Source organism: Dialister sp. i34-0019-2H8 (genome assembly GCF_042846925.1).
Taxonomy (GTDB): Bacteria; Bacillota; Negativicutes; order Veillonellales; family Dialisteraceae; genus Dialister.
Genome location: NZ_BAABYQ010000001.1, coordinates 1,654,737 through 1,679,953, shown reverse-complemented (window position 1 = coordinate 1,679,953; position 25,217 = coordinate 1,654,737). Strand labels below are relative to the sequence as shown.

The following is a 25,217-nucleotide window of genomic DNA, read 5'->3' as shown; positions in this document are numbered from 1 at the left end:
AAATCAATCGAGCTCAAGGGGCGTTTCCCTAACTCAATTCTCTATTCCCTTTCGACATTCCACGCCCTTGTCGTAGTAATGCCGGATCTTTTTCATTTCTGTGATGAGGTCGGCGGCGTCAAGAATGATTTTTGGCGCATTTCTTCCCGTGAAGACGAGTTCACAGTCCGGGCTTCTGGCGGCGAGGATGCGCTTTGTGTCCTCTTCGGTCGCAAGGTCATACCAATAAGCCATGTTGTATTCGTCTAAAACAACGAGATCATAGTCTTTGGAGACTGCTTTGACCGCATCCTCGATCCCCTTGAGGACCATGTCGCGATATTCTTTCGGCGGATGCCCTGCGGGGTAGACGCGCAATGCGGAGCCCCAGGCTTTGATCTCTTCTTCTGAGAGCATACCTTCTTTGGCAATGAAATATGGTTTACCCAAAGTAATGAGCGTCAGGCCCGGAAGTCCCTGCAGGATCTTCTGCTCGGAATAGGCGAGTGACTTCATAAACTGAATAAAACAGACTTTCTTTCCGGCGCCGACGGCACGGACGGCAAGTCCGATGGCAGCGGTGGTTTTCCCTTTTCCATCACCGGTATAGACTTCGATATATCCTTTCATAAAAGACCTCCTTGGGGAAATCTGACAGGCAAAGGAATGATGAGTAAAATCGCTAGACCTTCCATCTATTGATACCTATATTATACAATACGAAGGGAAGAGGAGAAAGTGTGAAAAAGAGGAATGCGGCTGGACGTGTTTCGCTACGACCTGCCGCTTTGCGAAAGTGGGGCGTTGGCTGAAGCGGAGGCGCCCCGATCAGCAGGGAAGATTTTTATCTTTCACACTTTGACTTCCATAGTTTGAAATCTACATTGGCAAGCATTTTTGAAATGTCTCGAAAATAGATATTTATTGGCTCTATATAACTGGGGCTTTTGGTATCTATTGGATTATGTTATAGAAATAGCTCTTTAGCATCAGCTGCTGTATGATATTTCTGATTGGCTATGTGTTGTAATAGTATAAAATATCTATGGAAAAATCAGATTTTATCGATACTGTTAGTTTGAACCTACTATTATTGTTTGTTTTTATTCCGGTTATTTTCCGTTTTCCCTACTTGCTAAGCTTTAGCAAAAGCTGTAACATATTCTCTAAAGAAAGTAATGAAGATCTATCATTTTGAGGAGGATATGAGAACATGAAAAGAAGTGCACCGATTCTTATAGCCACTTTATCACTATCTATACTTTATACGCTGCCGGTTTCTGCCATAAAGGCATCTGAGCCTTTTATACAGCAGGAACAGCTGAACCAAGCTCGGCAATTGGAACAATGGAAAAAAGACAGAGCCGTTCTGCCCCGCATAAAAGTAGAAAAAGCAGCCATCGAGAAAGAGACACAGGACATCTCTCCCTCGATGGCTGCTTTTTATGTGGACGAAATTCATCTAGAAGGTCTACCGGAAGAACTGGATTTCTTGAACGACAAAGTGCATGCCTACGAAAAGCAGAAATTGAGCATGAACGACATAGAGAAACTAGTGAGAATACTCAATCAAAAGCTGCAAGATAAAGGCTATGTGACCACCCAGATCGTGATTCCTGAGCAGAATATTTCTGCAGGCACTCTTCATTTATTATGTTTGCCCGGTAGACTGCATCAGGTCATCTACAGCCAGGGCAGTAAGAAACTTCCCTGGCTGAACGCATTCCCCATCCGGGACGGAGACCTCTTGAACCTTCGCATGCTGGAGGAAGGCCTGGAAAATATGAAACGAGTATCGTCCCAAGAGGTGTCCATGAAAATACTTCCTACGGCTAAGGCCGGCTATTCGGACCTAGAACTCACCGTGCAACAGGGAAAGCAAGTCCATGGGATGCTATCGTTAGATGACTCCGGCATGAAAGAAACAGGGAAATACCAATGGAATGCAGGCATTGTTTTTGATGATGTATTTCATGCCAATGATACCTTACAACTATCTGCTGTATTGGATGGAAGTCGGAGAGGCTCTGAAAAGGGGAGTCGGTATCAGAGCTTTTCCTATACGATTCCGAAAGGGAAAAACCGTCTGACTATCAGCCACAATCGCAGCCGCTATCATCAAACCGTTGCCGGTATCCCTTATGACTTTATCAGCAGCGGAAAGACGCAGACCACCCGCTTCACCTATGACCATATGATTTCTCGTTCCCAATCAGAAAGAAAAACACTGGATATTTCTATGATCAAGAGAGACTCCCATTACTTTATTAACGACATGGAAATCCCCGTACAAGCCATGGATACCACTGCTTTAGAGGTTGGATTATCTGATCGCATATATATGGGAAGAAATACACTCTATGTACGACTGGGGCATAAACAAGGAACCGGCTGGATGGGTGCCCAAAAAGAAAATACCTATCCCGATTCTCCCAAGACAAGGTACCAGATGTGGCTCTTTGACATCGACTGGCAGCAGCCGTTTACAATGGGGCATCGTCCAGCATCCTTTTCCAGCTCCCTTCATGGCCAGTGGAATACCAAGGGAAATCGGCTATACGGCGTAGATGCCCTGAGTATAGGAAATAGATATACCGTCAGAGGCTTTGATGGAGAATATACCTTGATGGGAGAAAATGGATGGTACCTGAGAAATGAACTATCTTCTTCGATTCCCACCCTTCATAGCGATATCTACCTGGGACTGGATGTAGGCAGCGTCTATGGTGTCTCTACCGATGTCCTGGTGGGCCGTACCATAGCAGGTATGACATTGGGCCTTCGTGGAAACTTTTCCTCAGGGCTTTCCTCCGATGCCTTGATCAGCCACAGCTTGTACAAACCCGAAGGCTATCACACCAGGAAATGGGTTCCCGGATTTACTGTAAGCTGGAAATTTTAGTATTAGTGAGCAAGAATGAGTTAGTGGTAGGCAATTGGTACCAAGCAGTATATCAATGACGGCTAACCTCCAACTGCTAACTGCCTACAGATATAAAGGAAGCATCATACCATGAAATCCATATCATCCATGTCTATCAAAACAAAAGCCATGAAATCCCTAGGAAGGAAGATACTCTGTGTCTTACTGAGCGGTGTCTTTTTCGGTGATACCATCGCATGGGCAGAAGCCCCCATTCTTCCTGATACAACAGCACCGGGAAATCGGTGTCCATTAGTGCAGGAAACAGCCAATGGGATCCCCTTGGTCAATATTTCTGCCCCCACCGCTGGTGGCGTCTCTCGGAATGACTATGAACGATTCAATATACCTACTAAAGGGGCCATTCTGAATAACTCCTATACCCTATCCAAAACGGAACTGGCCGGTTACGTGCAAGGCAATGCCAATATGGCACAAGGTCCGGCGAAAATCATTGTGAACCAAGTGACCAGCGGAAATCCTACGACGATGAATGGATTTCTGGAAGTAGCAGGCCATAAAGCTGATGTGATCATTGCCAATCCGAATGGTATTACCGTCAATGGTGGCGGATTCATCAATACAGCTCGTGCCATTTTGACCACGGGCAAACCGGAGTATGACAACAAGGAACGACTGAAAGATTTCCGCATAGATAATGACGCTACCATTCTTATCACCGGAAATGGGCTCAATGGTAAAAAAGCAGACACATTGGAACTTTATACCAGAGCCGCAGAAATCGAAGCGGCTATCTTTGGGAATACCGTACATGTCACCACCGGTGCCAATGTGATTGATGCCAATACAGGGAAAGTCACTGCTATCGAAGGAAAAGGAAAGAAACCGGAGATTGCCATTGATGTGAAAGACCTAGGCGGCATGTATGCTGGACGTATCTTCCTTATTGGCAATGAAAAAGGCCTTCCTATAGACATTAAAGGTGCCATCGAAAGCCAGCATATGGTGCTGGATAACCAAGGAAACTTATACCATGCCGGCACCACCCACAGCACGGAAGATATGACCATCCATGCGAAAGATATACAGAATACTGGCACTATGGCAGCTTCCGGAAATATGACGTTACGCGCTGACGGGCAGGTTGTCAATGATAAAATCATGGGAAGCGTTGGAAATATGGCAATCACTGCCAACCAAGTCACCAATCACAAGACCATTGCTTCTGAAAAAGACTTGTCCATTACCACAACCAGTGAAGAAGAAAATGCGCTGGACAATTCCAATAGTGAAATCCTTGCCAATGGAAATGTGACTATCCAAGCCAGTCATACGGACAACCTGAATGGTAATATCGCTTCTGGCAGTACCTTGTCTATCCAAGGAAAAACACTAAATAACTCTCAAGGGAAACTAACTGCTTATGGGAGCAATACCATTTCTGTATCAGACAAACTGGAAAATGAACAAGGTCAAATCGCTGCTAATGAGAATATTTCTATTTCATCTGATCTGATTCATAATGCCCAAGGAACCATCACGGCTGGGCAGAATGAAACTATCACAACGAAAGATATTCAGCTGGATGGGAAACTGGCAGCAGGTAATAATCTGACTATCACCACAGATCATGACATCACCAATGACAGTGCTAAAGAAAACTACGGTATCACCCAGGCAGATGGAAATCTGACCATTTCCGCCAAAGGTAACCTGACTAACAGCAAGAAACTGGAATCCAAAGGGACACTTACACTCAGTGCCAAAGATATTTCCAATAAAGAAAGTGGTGAGATCAACGGTGGCAGTGTTTCTATCACGTCCACGACTCTGACAAACCGTGGTTTAGTGAGTGCTGACCAAGCAAATACAATCACCACAGATATATTACAGAATATAGCTACCGGTCGCATCTATGGTGAAGACATTACCCTTCATGCTAAGACGCTGGAAAATAGAAAAGACAAAGTACTGGAAGAAAAACTGGCTGCTGCCATGAAAGATTTAAAGCAGAAAGAACAAGATCTGGATGGCGCCTTTGCCATCGACGTGACCGCTTTCAAGAGCGATAGTGAAAAAGAAAACTATTTCAAAGAAATAGAAAATAAGCAAGCGGCCTATGCTGCTTCCAAAGCGTCTGTCGATGCTATTTTAGCAGATATGGCACAGGTGAAGTCTGCCACTATCGCTGCACGGAATGACATGATCATTACAGGGGATACCTTGCTGAATAGTGCCTCTTCTCTGCTCTATGCCGGTGGCGACATGGCTATTTCCGAAGCCAAAGACATCACTAACCACGGAGCTGACATCAAAGCACAGGGAAATATGTCCCTCACAGCTCCTACCATCACCAATGAAAACGAAGCCTTCTCTGCTAAACGAGTATGGACAAGCGAAGTCACTAATCCTGACCTTATCCGTATCGATGAAAATGGACATCCAGAAAGAGGGCAATCTTTCACCAGAGATGAATTTTCTGCTCTGGATAGCGGCTATGGGGCGTACCATAACAAAGGTATCACCCCGAAAACACTCTACGAAGAAGCCGGTTATGACAAGATAGAACAAATCACCGAGGAAGAACGGAAAGACGGCGAAACACCGGTCCCCGACGAATTAGTAGGCCAAGAAGCACCAAACTATGACTACAATGATCCCATTTTCAAAGAACTGGGTGTCAAATCCATGGATACTCCACGCCCCGGCTATGATGATCCGAAGCAAGCCGATTGGGACAAGCAGTATAAAGAAATATTGAATCAACTCAATGAAAAGATAAAAGCCTACAACGAAGAAGCCAAGGCTTACAATGATTCCATCGGTGCTATCGAAAGTAAAGCCATCAAATACTACACCATCATTCGCACCACCACCCACACGTCAGAAAAACAAGTGCAGGAAACGAAAGCGGGCAACATTTCCAGTGGGAAAGATATGATCCTCTCTGGCAACGTGACCAATGAAAACAGCCGTATCACCGCTGGGAGTACCCTCACGGCAAACAGTGGCACATTGGACAACATTGCCGAAAAGAATCAAGTGCAGAAAATCACCTTCGGTACCACACAAGAAAGCTACACCAAAAGAAAACATAGACCCCATAAAGCATGGAGACGGCACTATCGGGACCAAATTTTCATGACGCCACAGAAAGAGCTGGACAACCCCACCTCTCTTGATGTTGGATCCTATGAAGGAAACACAGGAAAGAACCCAAATAAAGAAGACATTACCCAGGCCATGCGTGACAACGTCCAGCAACATTTGAATCCATTTGCTACCGGGAAAGAAACCAATCCAGGCAGTACAGCCGGAAAAGAAACAGGTGGCACGCTGTCTTTTATCCCAGATAGCTCTCTCTGCAAGCTCCATCCAGAAGAGAAGGCAAAGTATCTCATCGAGACCGATCCCGCCTTCACCAACAAAAAGAAGTTCCTTTCGTCTGATTACATGTACAACCAGCTTCTTTGGGATAACGACAAAGTCAATAAACGGCTCGGTGACGGATTCTATGAACAAGAACTCATCCGGAACCAAGTGACCCAGCTCACTGGCATGCGTCATCTCAATGGCTATACCAATGATGAAGAGGAATACAAGGCTCTAATGGATGCAGGGATCGCCTATGCGAAAGAATATAACCTGAAACCAGGCATCGCCCTCACCAAAGAACAGATAGCCGCTCTCACCAGCGACATCGTCTGGCTTGAGACCACCACCGTCACCGTGAATGGCAAGACATACACGGTTCTTTATCCTCATGTGTATCTCAAAGCCAGCACGGCAAAAGCCCTCACCGAAGACGGCAGCCTCATCAGTGCCAATACCTTGATTACAGATACCAAGGGTACTTTGACGAACCAAGGCACACTCAAAGGAAATACCATCATCACTAAGTCCAAGAACATCGTGAACAAAGGCACCATCTTCGGCAATGACATTTCCCTCAAAGCTAGCCAGGATATTGTACATAGTGGTATCATAGAGGGAGAAGATAGAATCTCCCTAGATGCAGGCAGAAACATTACCATGAAAAACACCATCCAGCATGGCATGAACCAGGCCATCCTGGACACCACCGCCGGCATCGCCGTCAAAGGGAAAGAAGGCTTACTTCTGATGCAATCAGGACAAGACATCACCATGACTGGTGCTACGCTAGCCGCTTTAGGTAAAAATGGCTCTATGATCTTCTCTGCTGGGCACAATCTCACTATGGATACGGATAGTCTGGAAGCCAAGAAAGATATGACTGAGAATAATGACAACTATATCCGCACCTATCGCAAGACAGAAACAGCGAATACTTTGACCGCCGGGAAAGATATCTCGCTCATTTCAGGCAATGATATCAAAGCGAGAAGTACCACCGTAGCTAGTGAAAATGGGCAGGTTTCCATGAAAGCTGCTGATGATGTAATCATCGAAAACGGATATAATAAAGCTATGGATGACTACGGCTTAAAGTACAAAGAAAGTGGCTTCCTCTCTCATAAGACAACAGCCATAAAAAGCCATGACGAAAGCAAGACGGCAATTGGCAGTATGCTTTCTGGAGACAAAATAAGCATTACTTCTATTGGAAACACCACTATCACCGCATCCAATGTGGTAGGTACGAACGACGTGTCTATCACTTCTGGTAAAAATACGACTATCACCAGTGCAGAAGAAGTAGAGCAGCACGACTATGAGAAACGCGTCAAGAAGAGCGGCCCGCTCTCGGGTGGCGGACTCGGATTTACCATCGGGACGGAGAAGCGGAAAGATCAGTATAGCGATGCTGACCTTCTTCAGAAAGCATCCACCGTGGGAAGTGTAAGCGGCAATGTGTCGATCGAATCGGGCAACAAGACGGAAGTCGGCGCGTCAGCCGTACTCGCGGGGAAGAATATTTCTATCACAGGCGAGAATGTACAGATTTCCAGCAAGGACAATGTGTATCACAGCGATGAAAAGCACGAGTATAGAAAGAGCGGGCTCACTGTCTCTGTAGGCGGTGATACGATAAAGGCTCTTCAGAAGGTAGAAGCACCGCTAGCAAAAGCAACGGCTGTTTCGGATAACCGTCTCAAAGCACTTTATGGCTATGAAGCCTATGATACAGTAAAGTCTGACCTAAAAGGTGAGAACTCCGCGCTGAAAGATCTTTCAAGTGGCAAAGTACACTTGGCCGTATCTGTCGGCATCGGAAGTACATCCAGCCAGTCGGAAAACCATAGCGTAAGAACAGAAGCACAGGGAAGCACCCTGAGTGCTGGAGAAAATGTCTCGATACAGGCTAAATCTGACATGGAAATCAAAGGTTCCGCTGTAGAAGGTGAGAATGTCACATGGCATGTAGGCCAAAACCTGACTATTACTTCAGCAGAAGAAACGCAGCAGCAGAACATGACCGAGTCCAGCAAAGGAGGCAGTCTCGGCGTTTCTATTTCTGCACATGCCCCGATTACTGTAGAAGGTAGCCTCTATGCAGGAAAAGGCAAAGAGAATGATACGTCAGTTTCTTATAAAGAAAGTACTATCCAAGCCAGAAATGAGCTCACTTCCCACAGCGGGAAAGACACGAACCTGATAGGCAGTACCCTGAGCGGAGGTAAGGTCACGATGAATATCGGTGGAAATATGAATATCACGAGCCAGCAGGCCTCTCATCACTATACATCGGAGAATGCTTCGGCTGGCATGCATGTCAGCACACTTCCGGGCAAGGTCAACTTGACCGGCAACGCCTCTCGCGGCAGCATGCGAAGCGATTTTGATAGCGTTACTTCGCAAAGCGGCATCCATGCCGGAAATGATGGATACGAGATAACGGTCAAAGAAAATACCCGCCTCAAAGGCGGACTGATCGATAGCGTAGCAAATGCGGATAAGAACCGCCTCACCACAGGTACACTGGCATGGGAAGATATGAAAAACAGTGCAGACTACAAAGCGGGCGGTCTGGGGATTTCCTACGCTTCGAAGGACGAAGGCACCAGGTTGAATGAGAGGGGCCTCACGCCATCGATTTCCCCTGCCATCAGAGGAAGCGCTGACAGCACGACTAAGTCTGCAGTGTCGGAAGGGACGATTACTATCATAGACAGGGAGCACCAGAAGCAGGATATTTTGAAGCTGAACAGAGATACAAAAAACAGCCTGAATCAGCTGCAAGAAATCTTTGATAAGACCAAAGTAGAAGAAAAGCAAGAGCTCGTCGGCATGCTGGAAAAGTACGGCAATCAGGCAATCCATACATACGCCGAAAGCAAAGGCTGGAAAGATGGATCTACGGAAAAGATGCTCCTCCACGGCGCTTTCGGGGCGCTCATGGGAGACATGGCAGGTGGCAGTGCGGCTTCCGGTGCATTATCTGGCAGCGTAAATGAATATGTGATGGGGTATCTGACCAAAACCAAAGGCAAAGAATGGGTACAAAAACATCCAGATACAGTACAGTGGCTTAGTGCTGGCGTAGGCGCGGCAATTGGAAATTTATCGAAAGATGTATTGACGAGTACTATGGTCTCTTTAAATGCAGCAAAGTGGAATTATTTGGGATTCGATTTGACAACAGAACCGCTACTGAAGCGGACGCTGAAAAAAGATGATGGTCAAACTCTTACTGATCAGGAATGGCACCAGCTAAGCAATGCTTTGATGGATATAGCAGATCAGGCTGATCCATTCGGTTCAGATTTAGACTCCCTAGAAGTTGGAAATGAATTTGCTAAAGAAACGGTACGCCAATATCTTATTGAGCATGGCTTTACTACTGATAGTACTGAAAAATTTATGGACAGTTACGAATTTTGGGCAAGTGATTTACAAGAACGACAAAATCATGATAATTTTTATGATTTGCCATTGGTAAGAGCTACAGCAGATTCAATAAAGGATGCTTCAGATTCAAAATATATAAAGTATGCCATTAATGGTGTCGATTATGTTATAGATGGGCTTCATATTATAGAGAGTGACTATCCGGGGGATGCCGCATATGCATGGGTGGTTGGTGCAGAGACGGCATATATTGTCGGGAGCACCTTGAACTTGAGCGGAAAATATATGGGATTAGCGCCAAAATACCGATTGTTGGGAAGCGGAATTATAGGTGGGTTAGCGGGAAATTCAACGCAAGAGAAAGTGGAAAATGAATTGCAAAATGAGCGTAATAAAGAAGAAAACAATGAAAAAGAAAATAACGAGGGAAGGAAATAGCTATTATGAGAACCATAGAGATTTTAAATTGGCATTCGTTTTATAATTTAGTGGTCATCCTATTGCTCTCGTTCTTTTTTGTTTTCTATAGCTTTTTCTTAATATGCAAGAAATCAATTCCATCATACCGCTTACTGATTTGGATAATTGCTTGCTTGATGATAATAGTTGACGTGGGGATGAATTTACTCTTTTCAGCAACGAATGTTTTTGATAGTTGGCGTTTCCCTTTATTCAGCTGTTCACCTATCTTTTTCCGAATTGCCGCTATGATGATTGGGGGAATAGCATATTTTGCTTACTTTCAATGGAACCTTGTTTGTGAATATAGGCTCAATGATAAACCTGTCCCCAAGGGAAAACAAATTATATTGCAAAAAGTATCATCAATCGCAATGCATGTTATACTTCTATTGCATTTCCTATTGTATGGAATATTCATCCTTCATTAAGGCGGGCGGAAATCTGGCCATTGAAAATGTACAGGATAAGGACAGCTATACATCTCATAATGAAAACAAAGGCATGGGATTGAGCATTGGCAGTATGAAGAAGACAATCGATAATAACAAAATGAAATCCAGTCTAAAAGGTGGCTTGGCTGTTGGTACGTCCAAGAGCAACATAGATTCCACCTATGAAAGCGTGACAAACCAAGCTGGCATCACTGCCGGCAGCTAAGGCTATGAGGTCTCTGTCAAAGATACTACCCATCTCAAGGGTGGCTTGATAGATAGCCATGCAAGCCAAGACAAAAACACCCTTACCACAGGTACATTAGTATGGGAAGATATAGAGAACAAGGCAGACTATAAAGCAACCGCGAGCGGCAGAAACTATGGTGCCAGCTGGTCTCCGAAAGAAACTGTCGGTGATAAGAAGGTCGGCGGTTTGACCGGTGGTACTAGTCCGGTTAAATCACAACCGGTCAAGGGCAAAGCAGAAAGCATAACAAAATCTGCTGTTTCAGAAGGGGCGATTACCATCACTGATAAAGAACACCAGAAACAGGATATTTCTGACCTTAATCGAGATACAAAGAACACCTTGAACCAGTTGGAAAAAATTTTTGACAAAGAGAAGGTACAAGAACGACAAGCACTGGCTAACGAATTTGCCAAACTGGGAGCCGAAAAGATTGGTGATATTGCCAAAGAAAAAGGCTGGGACAAGAATGATAGCAGAAGAACATTACTTCATGGGCTTTTAGGTGGTATCACAGCCAAACTAGGCGGGAATAATGTACTGTCTGGTATCATGGCAGAAGGCGGTATGGAAAGTTTGCAGCCATTGCTGGATAACTTCTTGAAAGACCACCCAAACATGCGAGAAGAAGTGTCTAGCATTTTCGGATATTGTGCAGGAAAACTCTTTGGTGGAGATGGAGATGTGGGCGCTGCTACGGCCTGGAATGGGACGAAGTTCAACTGGCTTACCCATGACCAAATGGATGAATATGCCGAAGAAATGAAGCAGACTAAGACAGAAAAAGAACAAGAAGCAGTTATAGAAAAGTGGCTTCATATCAATGCACTGCAAGGAGATAATTGGTTAAATGCTCAAGGAAATGGCGATTTTACAGATTTGTCTGGTGAAAAAGGGACATTGGTTAGAGCAGATCCATTAACTGCGCCAGGCAGCACCTTTGACTGGAAAGGTTCAGTCGCTACAACTATTATTGGCGAAGAGGCCGGATTACCCTGGGTTTTAAACGAAAAATATGGCAGTCAAGGATTTATCAGGGCGCTTGGAAAATATAATGTAGTAGGAGTAGGTATATCCGGCACATTGGACTTGGTTGGGGACTATAAGGATTATAGCGGTGATCAATTTATAAAAGCGATATTAATTGATTCAGCTAAAGCCGGACTTGGAGTAGGTATAGGTCTCTGGAACCCTTACATGGGATTTGTTGCGTCGCCATATTTAGACAAATTAGCTACAGATCTAAAGGAGAAGCATTTAACTAAGCATATTAGCACTTCGGAGAAAGTCGATAATGGAAAATAATTATGGAAGTTTTTTACAATGGGGAATATTTTTTTTAGGGATCATCTATTTTATTACAGATGCTATTCGAACATTTAAAAGGGAAAGTTTCCAATGTCTCAAGAACAAAATGTTATTTCTGATTGGTCTATTGGGCGCTATATCTGTGCTTTTTCTATTAATGTTTATCTATTACATATACTGTATTCATCACTCTTATTTACCCGAACAATGCATTTTACGTTTATTATGCTTTATGTCTTTAATATTCCCACTTTCAGGATACTGCTATTTTAAAAGTCTTTTAAATGAAAATGAGTATAAGCTACTGGTGGAGAAACAAAAATTATCAGCAGAGTTTTCTACTTGGAAAAAGAAAAAGACAATCTTTATTTACATAGAATTACTTATGATAGGTATTGTTCTTGTGAGCATCATTGGAATAAAATAGAAACCATTTAATAATGGACCCAGAGATCCTGGCCAGCCCCTTGGCTTTTTTTAGCGTAGATTTGGAGCATAATTGAGCACAAATAGGAGATCCTCATCATACAAAACAAAAAGTATACCGCAGCGTGCAAAACCAATATCATTCTGAGTCCATTGTTATGTCCTTTTACATTTAGAAAGGTACAAGAACGACAGGCACTGGCTAACGAATTTGCCAAACTGGGAGCAGAGAAGATCGGAGACATCGCCAAAGAAAAAGGTTGGTCTAAGAATGATTCAAGAAGGACCTTGCTCCATGGGATTTTCGGTGGTATCACAGCCAAACTAGGCGGGAACAATGTACTGTCTGGTGTAATGGCAGAAGGTGGTATGGAAAGTTTGCAGCCATTGCTGGACAATTTCCTGAAAGACCATCCGGATATGCGAGAAGAAGTGTCTAGTATTTTCGGATATTGTGCAGGAAAGCTGCTTGGTGGTGATGGAGAAAATGGTTCTGCTGTGGCATGGAATGGGACAAAGTTTAATTGGCTGAATCATGAGCAGATGGCTGAGTATGCAAAAGAATGGGATGCAGCGACAACAGAAGAGGAGAAGAAACAGGTAAAAGCCAAATGGCTAGAAATAAATGATGAACAAGAAGATAACTGGTTGAAAGAACAAGGCGTAGGTGATTATTGGGATTTACGTGGAATTAAAGGTCTGTACGTTGTAGAGAATCCCGATGTAGTACCTGGCAGTACATTTGATTGGAAGAGTTCTATTGCAACAGCTATTATTGGAGAAGAAGCCGGTCTGCCATGGGCGTTGAGTGAAAAATATGGCAGCAATGGTCTGGTAAAAGCTCTAGGGAAATACAATGCAGTTGGAATTGGGATTTCAGGGACTCTTGATTTTGCAAGTGATTATAAGGACTATAGCGGAAAAGATTTATTTGTTGCTACTCTTATAGATGGATGGAAAACTGGTACAGGCGTAATTATCGGCTTATATAACCCTTATATCGGGTTTGTTAGTGCTCCATTTCTGGATTTCGCAACGTTAAAATTAAAGGATCGGATATTGACCAAAGATGCTGATAAGTAAGAGAGGGGAAGAAATGGAAGGTAATATGAAGGAGTTGTTGCAAACAATATTATACTTAGGTGGCATAATGTATTCTATAATATATGGCTTGCAAAAATTAAAAAAGCAAAATTTTACATGTACAAAGAACAAGGCTTATTTTATAATGGGTACTTTTGGTATGACATTGGGTTTATCTTTATTTGCTTATTTAGTATATTGTTTAGAGTTTGCTGCCATGACCAGACACTATTTATTGTTACTGTTTTGTTATGCTTGCTTAACATTTCCAATATCAGGATATTTATACTTTACAAGCCTTATAAATGAAGCAGAGTATGGGGCGAAGAAAAATTATGATCACATATTTGCAGCGGAATATATGCTTTGGAGGAAAAAGAGGTGTTTTTGTGGTGCTTTTGGAGTCATCATGTGCATTATGACTTTAGCTTATTTTTTAATTTTACAATGATGCCACGACATATGAAAAGAGTGACATCTATGCCAATAAAGATCTGACCGTTACCAGCGGAAAAGACACCACTATCACAGGAAGCACTATGGCGGGAGATAGAGTCATCGGCAATGTGGGTGGTAATCTCTCCATCGAAACCAAGCAAGAAAGAAATACCTACGAAGAAAAGAACACCTCAGCCGGCGTGTCTATGAATTATGGTGTAAAAGAAGGAAAAACAAGCCTTAGCGGTGGAGCTAGTCGAGGCAATACCAAGAGCAACTACGAAAGTGCTAAAGACTAGTCAGGTATCCGTGCAGGAAAAGAAGGCTATGACATTACCGTGAAAGATAACACCCATCTCAAAGGCGGCCTTATAGACAGTGACGCAGCCAAAGAGAAGAATACCCTCACCACCGGAACCTTAACATGGGAAGACATAGACAACAAAGCAGACTATAAAGCAGGCGGAGCAGGGATTTCCTATACGCCAAAAGATACTAATACGCAGCTGAACCAGAAAGGGCTGACCCCATCCATGACACCTACCGTCAAAGGAAAAGCAGATAGTACGACCAAGTCGGCTGTAGCAGATGGAACTATTACGATTACAGATAAAGAACACCAGAAACAAGATGTATCCACTCTGAATCGAGATACCAAGAATGCATTGAATCAACTGGAAGACATCTTTGATAAAACCAAAGTAGAAGAAAAGCAGGAACTGATAGGCATGCTGGAAAAGTACGGCAATCAGGCAATCCATAAATATGCCGAAAGCAAAGGATGGGAAGATGGTTCTACGGAGAAGATGCTGCTTCATGGAGCCTTTGGCGCCCTAATGGGGGACATGGCAGGAGGCAGTGCGGCTTCCGGTGCCTTATCTGGCAGTGTGAATGAGTATGTGATGGGATACTTAACCAAAACAAAAGGTCAAGACTGGGTACAGAAACACCCGGATACCGTACAATGGATCAGCGCTGGAGTAGGAGCTGCTATAGGAAAACTTAGTGGTAAAGATGTATCTGATGCAATTAATATTGCTTTGACTGCAACTAAGTGGAATAAATTAGCCTACGAAAGACTTACAGAAGACGATGTAAAAAATTTTCTATGCAAAAAGAGCGGACAACAAATGACTGACAAGGAAATTGAAGGACTGCTACTGGATATCTTAGTCAAAGTCCGCTCATTGGATCCGGAAGCAGACCAATCAAAATATTGGGAATATGGTAATAAAGAATCCGAAAATGCCGTGGTAGATTGCTTAAAGGAACATGGCATTGATGATGAGAATATAGCACGCATTATGGATGTGTATTTTAAAGAATTTCTGGAAGCACATCAGGAGGATTTGAATATAATCAGGAAAACACATGACTTTAATCAATCCAAGTCAGATACACTAGGGAACATCTATGAACTACCTGGTATTAATGTGACTGCCAAGAAAAATCATTCATTATCAGAAGAATGCAATCATTCAGATTGGTATGAGGCTAAGATGGATCTAGAAAGAAACTTGGCTGCTGACTTGGCAGATTCAAGAGAGAACTTTCTTACGAAATTAGCGCTAAAATCGCCGGAAGTTTCTATGATGAATTATAGTGGGCTGAAAACAGTAGGATTTATTGGTGCAGAAGCTTCGGAACGGACATTGCATACACCGATTGCCTCCCAATTCTTAAAATATAGCTTAGCTGGAACTGGAGAACCATTGTCCTTTGGCTATGGCTCTGATGTGTCAAAAGATTTGGAAAACTCCGAAATATTAGCGACTAAAGTAAAAGAATTAGCGAGAAACATAAAACCCGGTGAGAAAAAATATTTTTATTCTTCTATGGATTTTAATGGAGGGATAGGAAGAAAACAATCAAGCAAAGATCAACAACTTGCCTATGGCAAAGTAAAGTTGGCAATTAGCATAGAGAAAGATAAAAGTGGTCATGTTTCTTATATGGGAGAAGTCGGTGATACCTATAATTTTGATTGGCATGAACTCACTAGGTCAAACTACCAAAATGAACATATTAAGCTCGTCATGAATAATGGTGCAGTAATATACCAAAAAATTGGGGCGTTACAACCATTTAATTGGACTGCTTCCATAAAAGGTCATATATAAGAAGGAGTCAAAACAATGAAGAAATTGACACAGAAAAAGATAATTATATGGCTACTTATGGTTGTTTTGGGATATCATGCCATCTTTGGTACAGCTAGGGTACTTATAGATTTTAAATATCCAATGGGAAGTAATGATAATACAATAGCTGCATTTGGAACACATCTTCGAACAGGAATACTCTATGAATACGAGCCAAGAAATACCCATAAATGGTTTTTATCAGATATTCAACCAGAATTACAGTCGGATACTAGATCTGATTTTATCGCAACGCCTTTAGAAGATGATGTATACGATTATGAAATACAGATGGGGTGGTTTTATCAATACAAGGTATTATATGTCCTTGGACGAAATGGTTTTTGGATTATAAATGCGGATCCATTTCATATTACTTTGTTGCGTAATAAAAATATTTCCCCAAAAAGTAGCAAAGATTTGGATGAAGCTCTTGAAAACTACGAAAAGTATGAAAATCAATTCACCCAGACTTATTCCGCAGCTGAATTAACACCAGAAGAACAAAAGGCCTACATTAAGTTGCAGGAAAAAGCACAACCTAGAATTCAAGAGCTAAAGGAACTGGGGTTGTATCCATAAAATTTTGACCGGTGACAATGTCACCATCACAAGCAAAGACAATGTATATCGCAGTGATGAAAAGCACGAATACAAGAAGAGTGGGATCACCGTCTCTGCTAATGGTGGAGTTGCTGACATACTAGCAAACGCCATTGATTATGCAAAGAAGGCTTCCAATGCCAGAGATAAACAGCTAAAAGCACTCTATGGCGCAGAAGTCTATGAAACCATTGCCAAGGGGAAAGACTCTTTGAACAGCATCCTGTCCGGTGCAGCCTCCGGAGCCACTATGGAAGGCTTGCAGCCCATGTTTGACACCTTCCTGAAAGACCATCCGGATATGAGTATGAGGTAAATCAATCAAGCCCAGAAACAACACCATTTATACCTTTATTCAAAAACACGCTTAAAAATTTTTTCAGCGGTCTTGACATTGGGCTCATTATAGTTTGCGATCTACATTGGCATATTTCCGTGCGATGTATTATAATGTATACGACAAATTGTAAAAATTATTTTTAGAGATCTTACTATATGTATCGCTGCAACGCTGCCCTGCCGTGATGCCTCTGAAACTATGGGTGGCCAAAGGGTAGAGCATGGTAGATGAATATAAGAAATTCATCGGGGTACTGATCCTGGTCATTGCGGCCGCGGTCTCTGTATTCGTGATGAAGACGTACTACCCGGAATTTTATGACCAGACGATTCAGCTGACACTGGCGGGGGATATTGATGGCTTAGGTGATTATATCTCCTCTTTTGGCTATGGAGCCTTTGCGGTGAGTATTGGGCTTTTGATTTTCTGTAATGTCTTCGGGATCCCGACGATCCCCTTTCTTACAGTGAACGGAGCTCTTTTTGGTCTGATTCCGGGACTGGTGATCTCCTGGCTGGGGGAAGTCTTGGGAATCGAGCTGAGTTTTCATATCGGGCGTATCTTCTTCAGGCAGGAAGCGAGAAGCTTCATCGAGAAGCGGCATATGCTTGAGAAGCTCGATAAGTATAGCAGCGTGAAGCATATGATACTTACGAGGGCGATCCCCTATTCGCCGAATATTCTCTTCACGGCGGTCGCGGTGGTGTCGAAGCTGTCATCGAAGGAGCATTTCAAGGCGACGCTCATCGGAAAGATCCCCTCGGTCGTGATCGAGGTGGTTTTGGGACATGATCTCATTTATTTTCAGGAACACAGTACGCGTTTTATCCTGCTGTTCCTTCTGCTGATCGGCGGCTGCGTGTCGCATCGGATGTATAAAAAGAAACACCCCAACAGGGATGAATAAAAGGATGCCGAAAGGCATCCTTTTTTGACTGGGGCTGATGGGAGAAAAGAGAGAGATTCCCGTGGATTTTCTTCGGCCTCTTCTGACTGAGGGAGCGTGCGTCCTTGACTCGGGAAGAACAAGGGCGCAACGCCTTGAGCGGGGCTTGCTCCCTTTCCCTTCTTTCTGATAGAGTATATAATACAATCAATGATACGAAAGAGAAGGTGAAACACGTGGGACTCTTGCATCGGATTTCTTCCTGCTTTACGAAGAACTCTTTCGCTTCCTGCTCTTGTGATGAGCGGGGGCGAGCTATAGATGAGGGAGCGAGGCAGATCCTGGAAGCGCTGGAAGAAGCGGGGAAAGAGGGCTATATCGTGGGCGGGTGCGTCCGTGATCTTGCGATGGGAAAGGTGCCGCATGATTGGGACATCACCACGTCGGCGCGTCCGGAGGAAATGCTCTCTATCGCTGCTTTGCGTGGTTGGAAAGCGATCGATGGCGGCGGACGCCGGTTCGGGACGGTCATCATTGTCCTGGGCGGTGAAAATTACGAAGTGACGACATTCCGCAGCGAGAGGTATGGAAGTGATGCCCATCGGCCGAGCGAGGTATCCTTTGCAGGGACGCTGAAAGAGGATCTGATGCGCCGTGATTTCACGGTGAATGCCATGGCGATGGATCGCAGAGGGCGGCTTCATGATACGTTTGGCGGTCTTTCCGATATCGCGAGGAAACGTCTTCGGACGGTAGGGGATGCAGGAGAGCGTTTCTCAGAGGATGCGCTGCGTCTGTTTCGCGCCTGCCGGTTTGTGGCTCAGCTCGACTTTATGGCGGACAGCTCGCTGGTAGAGGGGATGGAGAGTGCTTTTCCGCGGGTCTCGGGGCTGTCGCTTGAGCGTGTACGCCAGGAGATGGACCGGCTGCTCGTTTCGAAGCATGCTGCGCGCGGCATGGATCTTCTGGTACGAAGCGGCCTCGCTCGCTGCTCCTGCCGCATCAAGGAAAAGGGAGCATATACGCAAGTCCCCATCCTGCCCGAGCTTTCTCATCTGGTGGGGCTGCCGCAGCAAAAGGAATTTCATAAGTATGATGCATGGTATCATACGCTTGCAGTGCTTGAGGCGGTGAGCCCGGAGCCGCTTTTACGCTGGGCAGCGCTGCTTCATGATGTAGCCAAGGGGATGCCGGGGATCCGCGCGATACGTAAAGGCCGGCTCACGGACTATGGCCATGATAAGAAGGGGGCTGAGATGGCAAGGGATATCCTTACGCGCTATCGCTGGTCTCCTGCTTTCACGGAAGAGGTGGTCTGGCTGGTGGAGAATCATATGCGTTTTCATTTTTTCGCTAATTCACCGGAAGCGGATGCAGAGAAATGGGTACGCCAGCTCGCAAGAGACCATGTATTCTCTTCTTCTGAAGCGATGGCGGAGAGCTTTCTCCATCTCAAAGACCTTTGCAAGGCGGACATCATTGGCTGCGGACGGCCTCTTTCCGCGACAGAAGGTCACGAAGCATTCGGCCACTATATGGCAGAGCTCTCGCGGCGTATGCCTGTTACCAGCAAGGAGCTGCACTATCCGAAGGATGTACCCGCTATTCTTGCTCCGCATGTCGCAGAGGGCATGAATAATCTGCTTTTCCGCGTGCAGAATGGCGATCTGGATAATACGGAAGAAGCGCTTCACGAGGCGGCACTGCGATTTGCGAAAAGACATAGGGATTAGAAGGGACTGGTGACTAGTGACTAGAGGCTAGGGATTGGGAGACGGGTAGATATCAGACTCTCTCGCATCGTCATTGAAAGCGTTGCCGAGAAATCTTTGTCATTCGCGGTTCATCGGTCGGTGATAGGAAAGCCCAAACGGGAAACCTGCTCTTCAGGAACTTTTCGGGCATCGCCCTATTTATACTCCGCGGCGCTTCTGATTTTTATGCGCCGCACCAACCCCTTTGAACCTCTTGAACCCGTAGAACCCATTGACCCCATTCACCCCATTTCACGAAAGGAGCTCGTATGGATCAGGGACAGCCCAGAAATAAAATGCGCATGAGAAGCGCCAACATCTCGAAAGCCATCAGTGTTTTGGTGGCTCTTCTTGTGCTGCGTCTTTTCTGGGTGCAGGTCATCGAAGGCAGCCGCTATGAAGAGATGGCGATGAATCAGACGGAGGGGAGCCAGACGCTCTACTCACCGCGCGGTACGATCTATGACAGGAATGGGAAGGAAATGGCTTTTTCCATCATGGTGAAGTCTCTTTATGGCGATCCGGGAATGCTAAATGTCTCTCCCAAAGAAGCGGCGAAGGCGCTGGCGCCGATTCTGCACAAAAAAGAGAAAGACATCGAGGAACGACTCTCGCGAGATACGAGCTTCGTATGGCTGGAGCGCACGATGGATCCGGAAGACTCGGACAGGGTAAAGGATCTCATCAGGGAAAGGAAATGGGAAGGCCTCAGTTTCGTGGATGAAAGCCGTCGTTTCTATCCGAATGGCTCCATGGCGGCGAATGTTCTCGGCTTTGTCGGGATGGATGACAAGGGGCTCGACGGTCTTGAGATGTCGCTTGACAGTCTCATCCGCGGCGGCTCGAATAAGCAGCAGATCTTGACGGATGCCAGGGGAAATCCGATCCTGAAGTCAGTACTTACTCCATTCAAGGCGGAGAAGGAACGCTCTGTGTACCTGACCATTGATCAGAATATTCAGTTTTATGCGGAGCGTGCGCTTGACCGTGCGATGAAGACGACCCATGCGACAGGCGGCATCATCATCGTCATGGATCCGAAGACAGGAGAGATCCTGGCATTGGGAAATCAGCCATCCTATGATCCGAATCATTTCGAAAAAGCGGATGAGCGGCAGTTCAAGAACCGTGCCGTTGTCGATATTTATGAACCGGGCTCTACCTTCAAGCCGATCATCGCGGCGACGGCACTCTCGGCCGGGACCTACGATACGAAGCGCGTCTGGCATGACCCGGGTGTGGTCTGGGCATCCGGTCATCCCATCAAGAACTGGAATGAAGAATCTTACGGTGACGTGCGTCTCGTCGATATCATCAAGTGGTCGATCAATACGGGCTTTGCACATGTCGGTCTTTTGACCGGCGGTGAGACGATGACCGACTATGCGAAGCGATTCGGATTTGGACGGTCGACGGGTATCGAGCTCCCGGGAGAAGGCGTGGGACTTCTCTTTGAGCCGAAAAACATGCGGCCCATTGACGTTGCGACCATGTCCATCGGGCAGGGCATCGCAGTCACGCCGCTTCAGATGGTGCAGGCCTACAGCGCCCTTGCCAATGGCGGAAAGATGGTGAAGCCCCATATCATCGCTTCGATCAAAAATGCCGACGGCAGTGACTATCAAGTCACGGAAAAGGAAGTGATCGGACAGCCGATCACGGAAGCGGTCGCCGCTGAAGTGAAGGACATGATGGAGAAGGAGGTCTCCGAGGGCGGCGGCAGCAATGCCCAGGTACCGGGCTATCATATGGCAGGCAAGACAGGCACCGCGCAAAAGATCGATGCAGAGCACGGCGGCTATCTCAAGAACCAGTACATCGCCTCCTTCTGCGGCTTCGGCCCGACGGAGGATCCGAGGGCCATCTGTCTCGTTGTCTTGGATACGCCGACGGGTACGTACTATGGCGGGCAAGTCGCGGCTCCGGTTTTCAAAGAAGCCATGACACAGATCATGCGCTACCTGGCTGTCCCGACGATCGAAGACAGTGAGAACCATGCTAAACCTGTCACCCCATCCATTGAGACGAATAAGCCGAAGCTGCCCTCCGAAGCAGAGACGGAATTCCCTCTGCCCAGTTTTTATGGCTGGTCTATGCGAGACACAGGGGAATGGCTCACCAAAGCAGGTCTTGGCTTTGCGCTGGAAGGAAGCGGCTTCGTGGATAAGCAGAGCCCCGGCGCAGGCATCTATGTGAAGAAAGGAGATACCGTGTGGGTGCATTGCAGTGAATGAGGGATCTACTGACTCGTATTGCGTTTTCTAAATCACTGGCATTTAAGGAAACTTCCAAATTAAGTGAGGAGTTAGGAATGAGGAGTGAGGAGTGAAGGTACGGCGCATAAAATGAGGAAGCGCCGCGGAGTTTTATATAATGAAGGGGGATTGGGGCACTATATGAATGGTGTGTTACTTCCAGCACTTTTCACTTCTCACTAAGTCCAGAAGTTAACAAATCGCTATACTATTGACTGGTGACTCAATATCTTTGTGAGGAACGCCTTTTTACATCCGTGTTTCCCTAAAATGTACCATTGACATAGCTAGAAAGCCATGGTAGGCTAGGGTTACAACATGGAGATGGGACAGGGCTGACGGAGTAAAGTGGAAATGACCACGGGTACTGTACTATCTGAAACGCCGACCGTCTGGGCAGAACTTCTGCTCAGACGGTTTTTGTTTAGAAAAAATCAGTGCTGCCATCCCCCGGCACACGCCCCACCCACCTATGCTATAATGAAATGGAAAGCCATTGTGAGAGCATGTCGTTTTTTGAAAGGAGATCCACATGTTAAGCGATATCGAAATTGCACAGAAAGCTGAAATGAAGCCGATCACTGAAATCGGTGAAAGCATCGGCATCCCGGCAACGGAACTGGAAAACTACGGCCATTACAAAGCGAAGGTCTCTCTGAAATTCACCAGAGAGCTGGAAAAGAAACCGAATGGCAAGCTCATCCTTGTGACGGCGATCTCTCCGACACCGGCCGGTGAAGGCAAGACCACGACCACCGTCGGTCTCGGGCAGGCTCTTTCTCAGCTCGGCAAGAAGACGATGATCTGCCTTCGTGAACCATCCCTTGGTCCTTGTATGGGCATCAAGGGCGGCGCAGCAGGCGGCGGCTATTCGCAGGTCGTCCCGATGGAAGATATCAATCTTCATTTCACGGGCGATCTCCATGCGATCACCGCTGCACACAATCTTCTTGCTGCCATGGTGGACAACCACATCCAGCAGGGAAACGTACTCGGCATCGATCCGCGCCGCGTCGTATGGAACCGTGTCATGGATATGAATGACCGCGTGCTCCGTCACATCGTCGTCGGTCTTGGCGGTCATCCGAATGGCGTACCGAGAGAAAGCGGTTTCGATATCACCGTCGCATCGGAAGTCATGGCGATCCTCTGTCTGGCTCGTTCTATCAGCGACATGAAGGAACGCTTTGCCAAGATCATTGTCGGCTACACCTATGACAATGCCCCGGTCACTGCGGGCGACATTCATGCGGAAGGTGCGATGGCAGCTCTTATGAAGGATGCACTGAAGCCAAATCTTGTGCAGACGCTCGAGCACGTCCCGGCCTTCATTCACGGCGGTCCATTTGCGAATATCGCGCATGGCTGCAACTCTGTCCTTGCGACGAAGACGGCACTGCATCTCGCAGACTATGTCATCACGGAAGCAGGCTTCGGTGCCGATCTCGGCGCTGAAAAGTTCCTTGACATCAAGTGCCGTTTCGCCGGTCTGAAGCCGGATGCGGCGGTCCTTGTTGCGACCATCCGTGCGCTTAAGATGAATGGTGGAAAAGCGAAGAATGAACTCACAGAATCTGATCCGGAAGCGGTCAAGAGAGGCCTTCCGAACCTCATGCGCCATATTTCTAACATGAAGAAATTTGGTCTGCCGATCGTTGTTGCGCTGAACATGTTCCCCGCTGACACCGCAGAAGAGAAGAAGGTCATCGAAGATGCCTGCGCGGAAGTCGGCGTCGCAGTGGCAGAGTCCAATGTATTTGCCGAAGGCGGCAAAGGCGGTCTGGATCTGGCTACCAAAGTCCTCTCTGCTATTGATCAGGGCTCCCACTATCACACCCTCTATGATCTGGAAGGCAGCCTGAAAGACAAGATCGAAACCATTGCGAAAGAGATCTACGGCGCAGCGGATGTTGCTTACGATCCGGCGGCTGCCAAGGAACTGAAGCACATCGAAGAGATGGGATTTGCCCATGTCCCGGTCTGCATTGCCAAGACGCCGGCCTCCTTCAGCGACGACCCGACCAAGCTCGGGGCGCCGGAGGGCTTCACGCTCCATGTCAGAGAAGCGCGCATTGCTGCAGGCGCCGGCTTTGTTGTCATCCTTACCGGCAAGGTCATGACCATGCCGGGGCTTCCTCGCCGTCCGGCTGCGGAGAAGATCGATGTGGATGAGGAAGGAAATATCACGGGGCTCTTCTGATGGCAATGATCTTAGACGGGAAAGAAACGGCGGCTGCTCTGAAAGAAGAGCTCGCCCTGCGCCTTGCAAAACTGCGTGAGAAGCACTATGAACCCAAGCTCGCCATCATTCTGGCCGGATCCTCCAAGCCGTCTGCCATGTACGCATCTTTTATGCAGAAGGTCGCCAAGGGCTATGGCATTGATGCAGAGATCTTCCGCGCCTCCGATGATGTGACAGAAGAAGAGCTGGGCTCTCTTGTGACAGATCTCAGTGCGGATCAGGAGATCACTGGCATCCTCATGATGATGCCGCTTCCGAAAGGCATCAGTGCAGAGAAAATGATCGCTCTTATGAATCCGGATAAGGATGTCGACGGCCTCACTGAGACGAATGCGGGCCGTCTGACGGCGGGGAAGGCAGGCCTCTTCGCCTGTACGCCGCGCGCTGTCATGGCGATTCTGGATCACTACAAGATCCCGATCGATGGGAAGAAAGCCGTCATCATCGGACGCAGCAATGTCATCGGAAAGCCGGTCTCTCTGATGCTCCTTTCGAAGAATGCGACCGTTACCATCTGTCACTCGCATACGAAGGACATCGCCTCTATTACAAGCGAGGCAGATATCCTAGTCGCAGCCGTCGGTCATGCAAACTATGTGACCGCTGACATGGTGAAGGAAGGTGCGACAGTCATCGATGTGGGGATCAACCGCGTGGATGGAAAGACTGTGGGGGATGTGGATTATGAAGCTGTTGCGGCAAAAGCCGGAGCCATCACACCGGTTCCGGGCGGTGTCGGCAGCGTCACTACGACCATGGTGATCGAAAATATTATCGCAGCGGGAGAAAAGCTGGCGAAATGATCTGTGTTTCCTTAGAAAAGGCGATGTGAAATAACGATCATCTCATTTTCGCGTTCAATCTGCCGCGGGGGACTTGCAGCTCTCATAGGAGTGACCGGGAAACCTTATCTCGGCTGTCTTTCATACCATAGTCACCCTATCCGCCCCTGCGGGGCACCTTC

General features: G+C 46.4%; 16 protein-coding genes, 1 pseudogene and 1 riboswitch. Of the genes and pseudogenes, 16 read left to right on the top strand and 1 reads right to left on the bottom strand.

The annotated features are described in order from the left end of the window. Positions 1-33: 33 nt before the first annotated feature. On the bottom strand, positions 34-609 hold the full coding sequence (locus ACGG9R_RS07330; protein WP_390153355.1) for a cob(I)yrinic acid a,c-diamide adenosyltransferase: 576 nt from the start codon (positions 607-609) through the stop codon (positions 34-36). A gap of 583 nt (positions 610-1,192) precedes the next feature. On the opposite strand from ACGG9R_RS07330, the gene ACGG9R_RS07325 reads away from it, so the two are divergent. The 16 genes and pseudogenes from ACGG9R_RS07325 to ACGG9R_RS07250 all read left to right on the top strand — a co-directional run bounded on the left by ACGG9R_RS07325 (position 1,193) and on the right by ACGG9R_RS07250 (position 25,056). Continuing rightward, on the top strand, positions 1,193-2,881 hold the full coding sequence (locus ACGG9R_RS07325; RefSeq protein WP_390153352.1) for a ShlB/FhaC/HecB family hemolysin secretion/activation protein: 1,689 nt from the start codon (positions 1,193-1,195) through the stop codon (positions 2,879-2,881). A 129-nt stretch (positions 2,882-3,010) separates the two neighbouring features. Further along, positions 3,011-10,072, top strand: coding sequence for a hemagglutinin repeat-containing protein (locus ACGG9R_RS07320; protein ID WP_390153349.1), 7,062 nt, complete (start codon positions 3,011-3,013; stop codon positions 10,070-10,072). A 429-nt stretch (positions 10,073-10,501) separates the two neighbouring features. Next, positions 10,502-10,753: a hypothetical protein gene (locus tag ACGG9R_RS07315; RefSeq protein ID WP_390153346.1), complete on the top strand. Its 252-nt coding sequence runs from the start codon at positions 10,502-10,504 to the stop codon at positions 10,751-10,753. A gap of 45 nt (positions 10,754-10,798) precedes the next feature. After that, positions 10,799-12,082, top strand: coding sequence for a hypothetical protein (locus ACGG9R_RS07310; protein ID WP_390153343.1), 1,284 nt, complete (start codon positions 10,799-10,801; stop codon positions 12,080-12,082). Continuing rightward, on the top strand, positions 12,072-12,512 hold the full coding sequence (locus ACGG9R_RS07305; RefSeq protein WP_390153340.1) for a hypothetical protein: 441 nt from the start codon (positions 12,072-12,074) through the stop codon (positions 12,510-12,512). The genes ACGG9R_RS07310 and ACGG9R_RS07305 overlap by 11 nt, the downstream gene beginning before the upstream one ends. Before the next feature lie 152 nt (positions 12,513-12,664). After that, positions 12,665-13,594, top strand: coding sequence for a hypothetical protein (locus tag ACGG9R_RS07300; protein WP_390153337.1), 930 nt, complete (start codon positions 12,665-12,667; stop codon positions 13,592-13,594). Positions 13,595-13,607: 13 nt separating this feature from the next. Continuing rightward, a complete protein-coding gene (locus tag ACGG9R_RS07295) occupies positions 13,608-14,045 on the top strand; it encodes a hypothetical protein (RefSeq protein WP_390153334.1) in 438 nt (145 codons plus the stop codon). 10 nt (positions 14,046-14,055) lie between these two features. Next, positions 14,056-14,331, top strand: a pseudogene (locus ACGG9R_RS07290) (hemagglutinin repeat-containing protein); the annotation flags it as partial. A 39-nt stretch (positions 14,332-14,370) separates the two neighbouring features. Then, the gene (locus ACGG9R_RS07285) at positions 14,371-16,152 is read left to right on the top strand and encodes a hypothetical protein (RefSeq protein WP_390153331.1); all 1,782 of its coding nucleotides are present in this window, start codon (positions 14,371-14,373) and stop codon (positions 16,150-16,152) included. 15 nt (positions 16,153-16,167) lie between these two features. Then, positions 16,168-16,755 carry a hypothetical protein gene (locus tag ACGG9R_RS07280; RefSeq protein ID WP_390153328.1) on the top strand — a complete coding sequence of 196 codons (588 nt, stop codon included), beginning with the start codon at positions 16,168-16,170 and terminating at the stop codon, positions 16,753-16,755. A gap of 4 nt (positions 16,756-16,759) precedes the next feature. Then, positions 16,760-17,092 carry a hypothetical protein gene (locus ACGG9R_RS07275; protein WP_390153325.1) on the top strand — a complete coding sequence of 111 codons (333 nt, stop codon included), beginning with the start codon at positions 16,760-16,762 and terminating at the stop codon, positions 17,090-17,092. 244 nt (positions 17,093-17,336) lie between these two features. After that, positions 17,337-18,023 (top strand): TVP38/TMEM64 family protein, encoded by a 687-nt coding sequence (locus tag ACGG9R_RS07270; protein ID WP_390153322.1) that lies wholly within the window; start codon positions 17,337-17,339, stop codon positions 18,021-18,023. Positions 18,024-18,319: 296 nt separating this feature from the next. Then, on the top strand, positions 18,320-19,735 hold the full coding sequence (locus ACGG9R_RS07265; protein ID WP_390155118.1) for a CCA tRNA nucleotidyltransferase: 1,416 nt from the start codon (positions 18,320-18,322) through the stop codon (positions 19,733-19,735). Positions 19,736-20,025: 290 nt separating this feature from the next. Beyond that, positions 20,026-21,990: a penicillin-binding protein gene (locus ACGG9R_RS07260; RefSeq protein ID WP_390153319.1), complete on the top strand. Its 1,965-nt coding sequence runs from the start codon at positions 20,026-20,028 to the stop codon at positions 21,988-21,990. Positions 21,991-22,332: 342 nt separating this feature from the next. Then, positions 22,333-22,416: riboswitch (ZMP/ZTP riboswitch) on the top strand. A gap of 127 nt (positions 22,417-22,543) precedes the next feature. After that, the gene (locus tag ACGG9R_RS07255; RefSeq protein ID WP_390153316.1) at positions 22,544-24,211 is read left to right on the top strand and encodes a formate--tetrahydrofolate ligase; all 1,668 of its coding nucleotides are present in this window, start codon (positions 22,544-22,546) and stop codon (positions 24,209-24,211) included. After that, the gene (locus ACGG9R_RS07250) at positions 24,211-25,056 is read left to right on the top strand and encodes a bifunctional 5,10-methylenetetrahydrofolate dehydrogenase/5,10-methenyltetrahydrofolate cyclohydrolase (RefSeq protein WP_390153313.1); all 846 of its coding nucleotides are present in this window, start codon (positions 24,211-24,213) and stop codon (positions 25,054-25,056) included. Before ACGG9R_RS07255 ends, ACGG9R_RS07250 begins: the two co-directional genes overlap by 1 nt. Positions 25,057-25,217 lie beyond the last annotated feature (161 nt).

Coding starts and splice junctions, on each gene's coding strand:
- ACGG9R_RS07330 (WP_390153355.1), bottom strand. CDS start 609: ATGAAAGGATATATCGAAGTCTATACCGGTGATGGAAAAGGGAAAACC.
- ACGG9R_RS07325 (WP_390153352.1), top strand. CDS start 1,193: ATGAAAAGAAGTGCACCGATTCTTATAGCCACTTTATCACTATCTATA.
- ACGG9R_RS07320 (WP_390153349.1), top strand. CDS start 3,011: ATGTCTATCAAAACAAAAGCCATGAAATCCCTAGGAAGGAAGATACTC.
- ACGG9R_RS07315 (WP_390153346.1), top strand. CDS start 10,502: ATGGAATATTCATCCTTCATTAAGGCGGGCGGAAATCTGGCCATTGAA.
- ACGG9R_RS07305 (WP_390153340.1), top strand. CDS start 12,072: ATGGAAAATAATTATGGAAGTTTTTTACAATGGGGAATATTTTTTTTA.
- ACGG9R_RS07295 (WP_390153334.1), top strand. CDS start 13,608: ATGGAAGGTAATATGAAGGAGTTGTTGCAAACAATATTATACTTAGGT.
- ACGG9R_RS07280 (WP_390153328.1), top strand. CDS start 16,168: ATGAAGAAATTGACACAGAAAAAGATAATTATATGGCTACTTATGGTT.
- ACGG9R_RS07270 (WP_390153322.1), top strand. CDS start 17,337: ATGGTAGATGAATATAAGAAATTCATCGGGGTACTGATCCTGGTCATT.
- ACGG9R_RS07260 (WP_390153319.1), top strand. CDS start 20,026: ATGGATCAGGGACAGCCCAGAAATAAAATGCGCATGAGAAGCGCCAAC.
- ACGG9R_RS07255 (WP_390153316.1), top strand. CDS start 22,544: ATGTTAAGCGATATCGAAATTGCACAGAAAGCTGAAATGAAGCCGATC.
- ACGG9R_RS07250 (WP_390153313.1), top strand. CDS start 24,211: ATGGCAATGATCTTAGACGGGAAAGAAACGGCGGCTGCTCTGAAAGAA.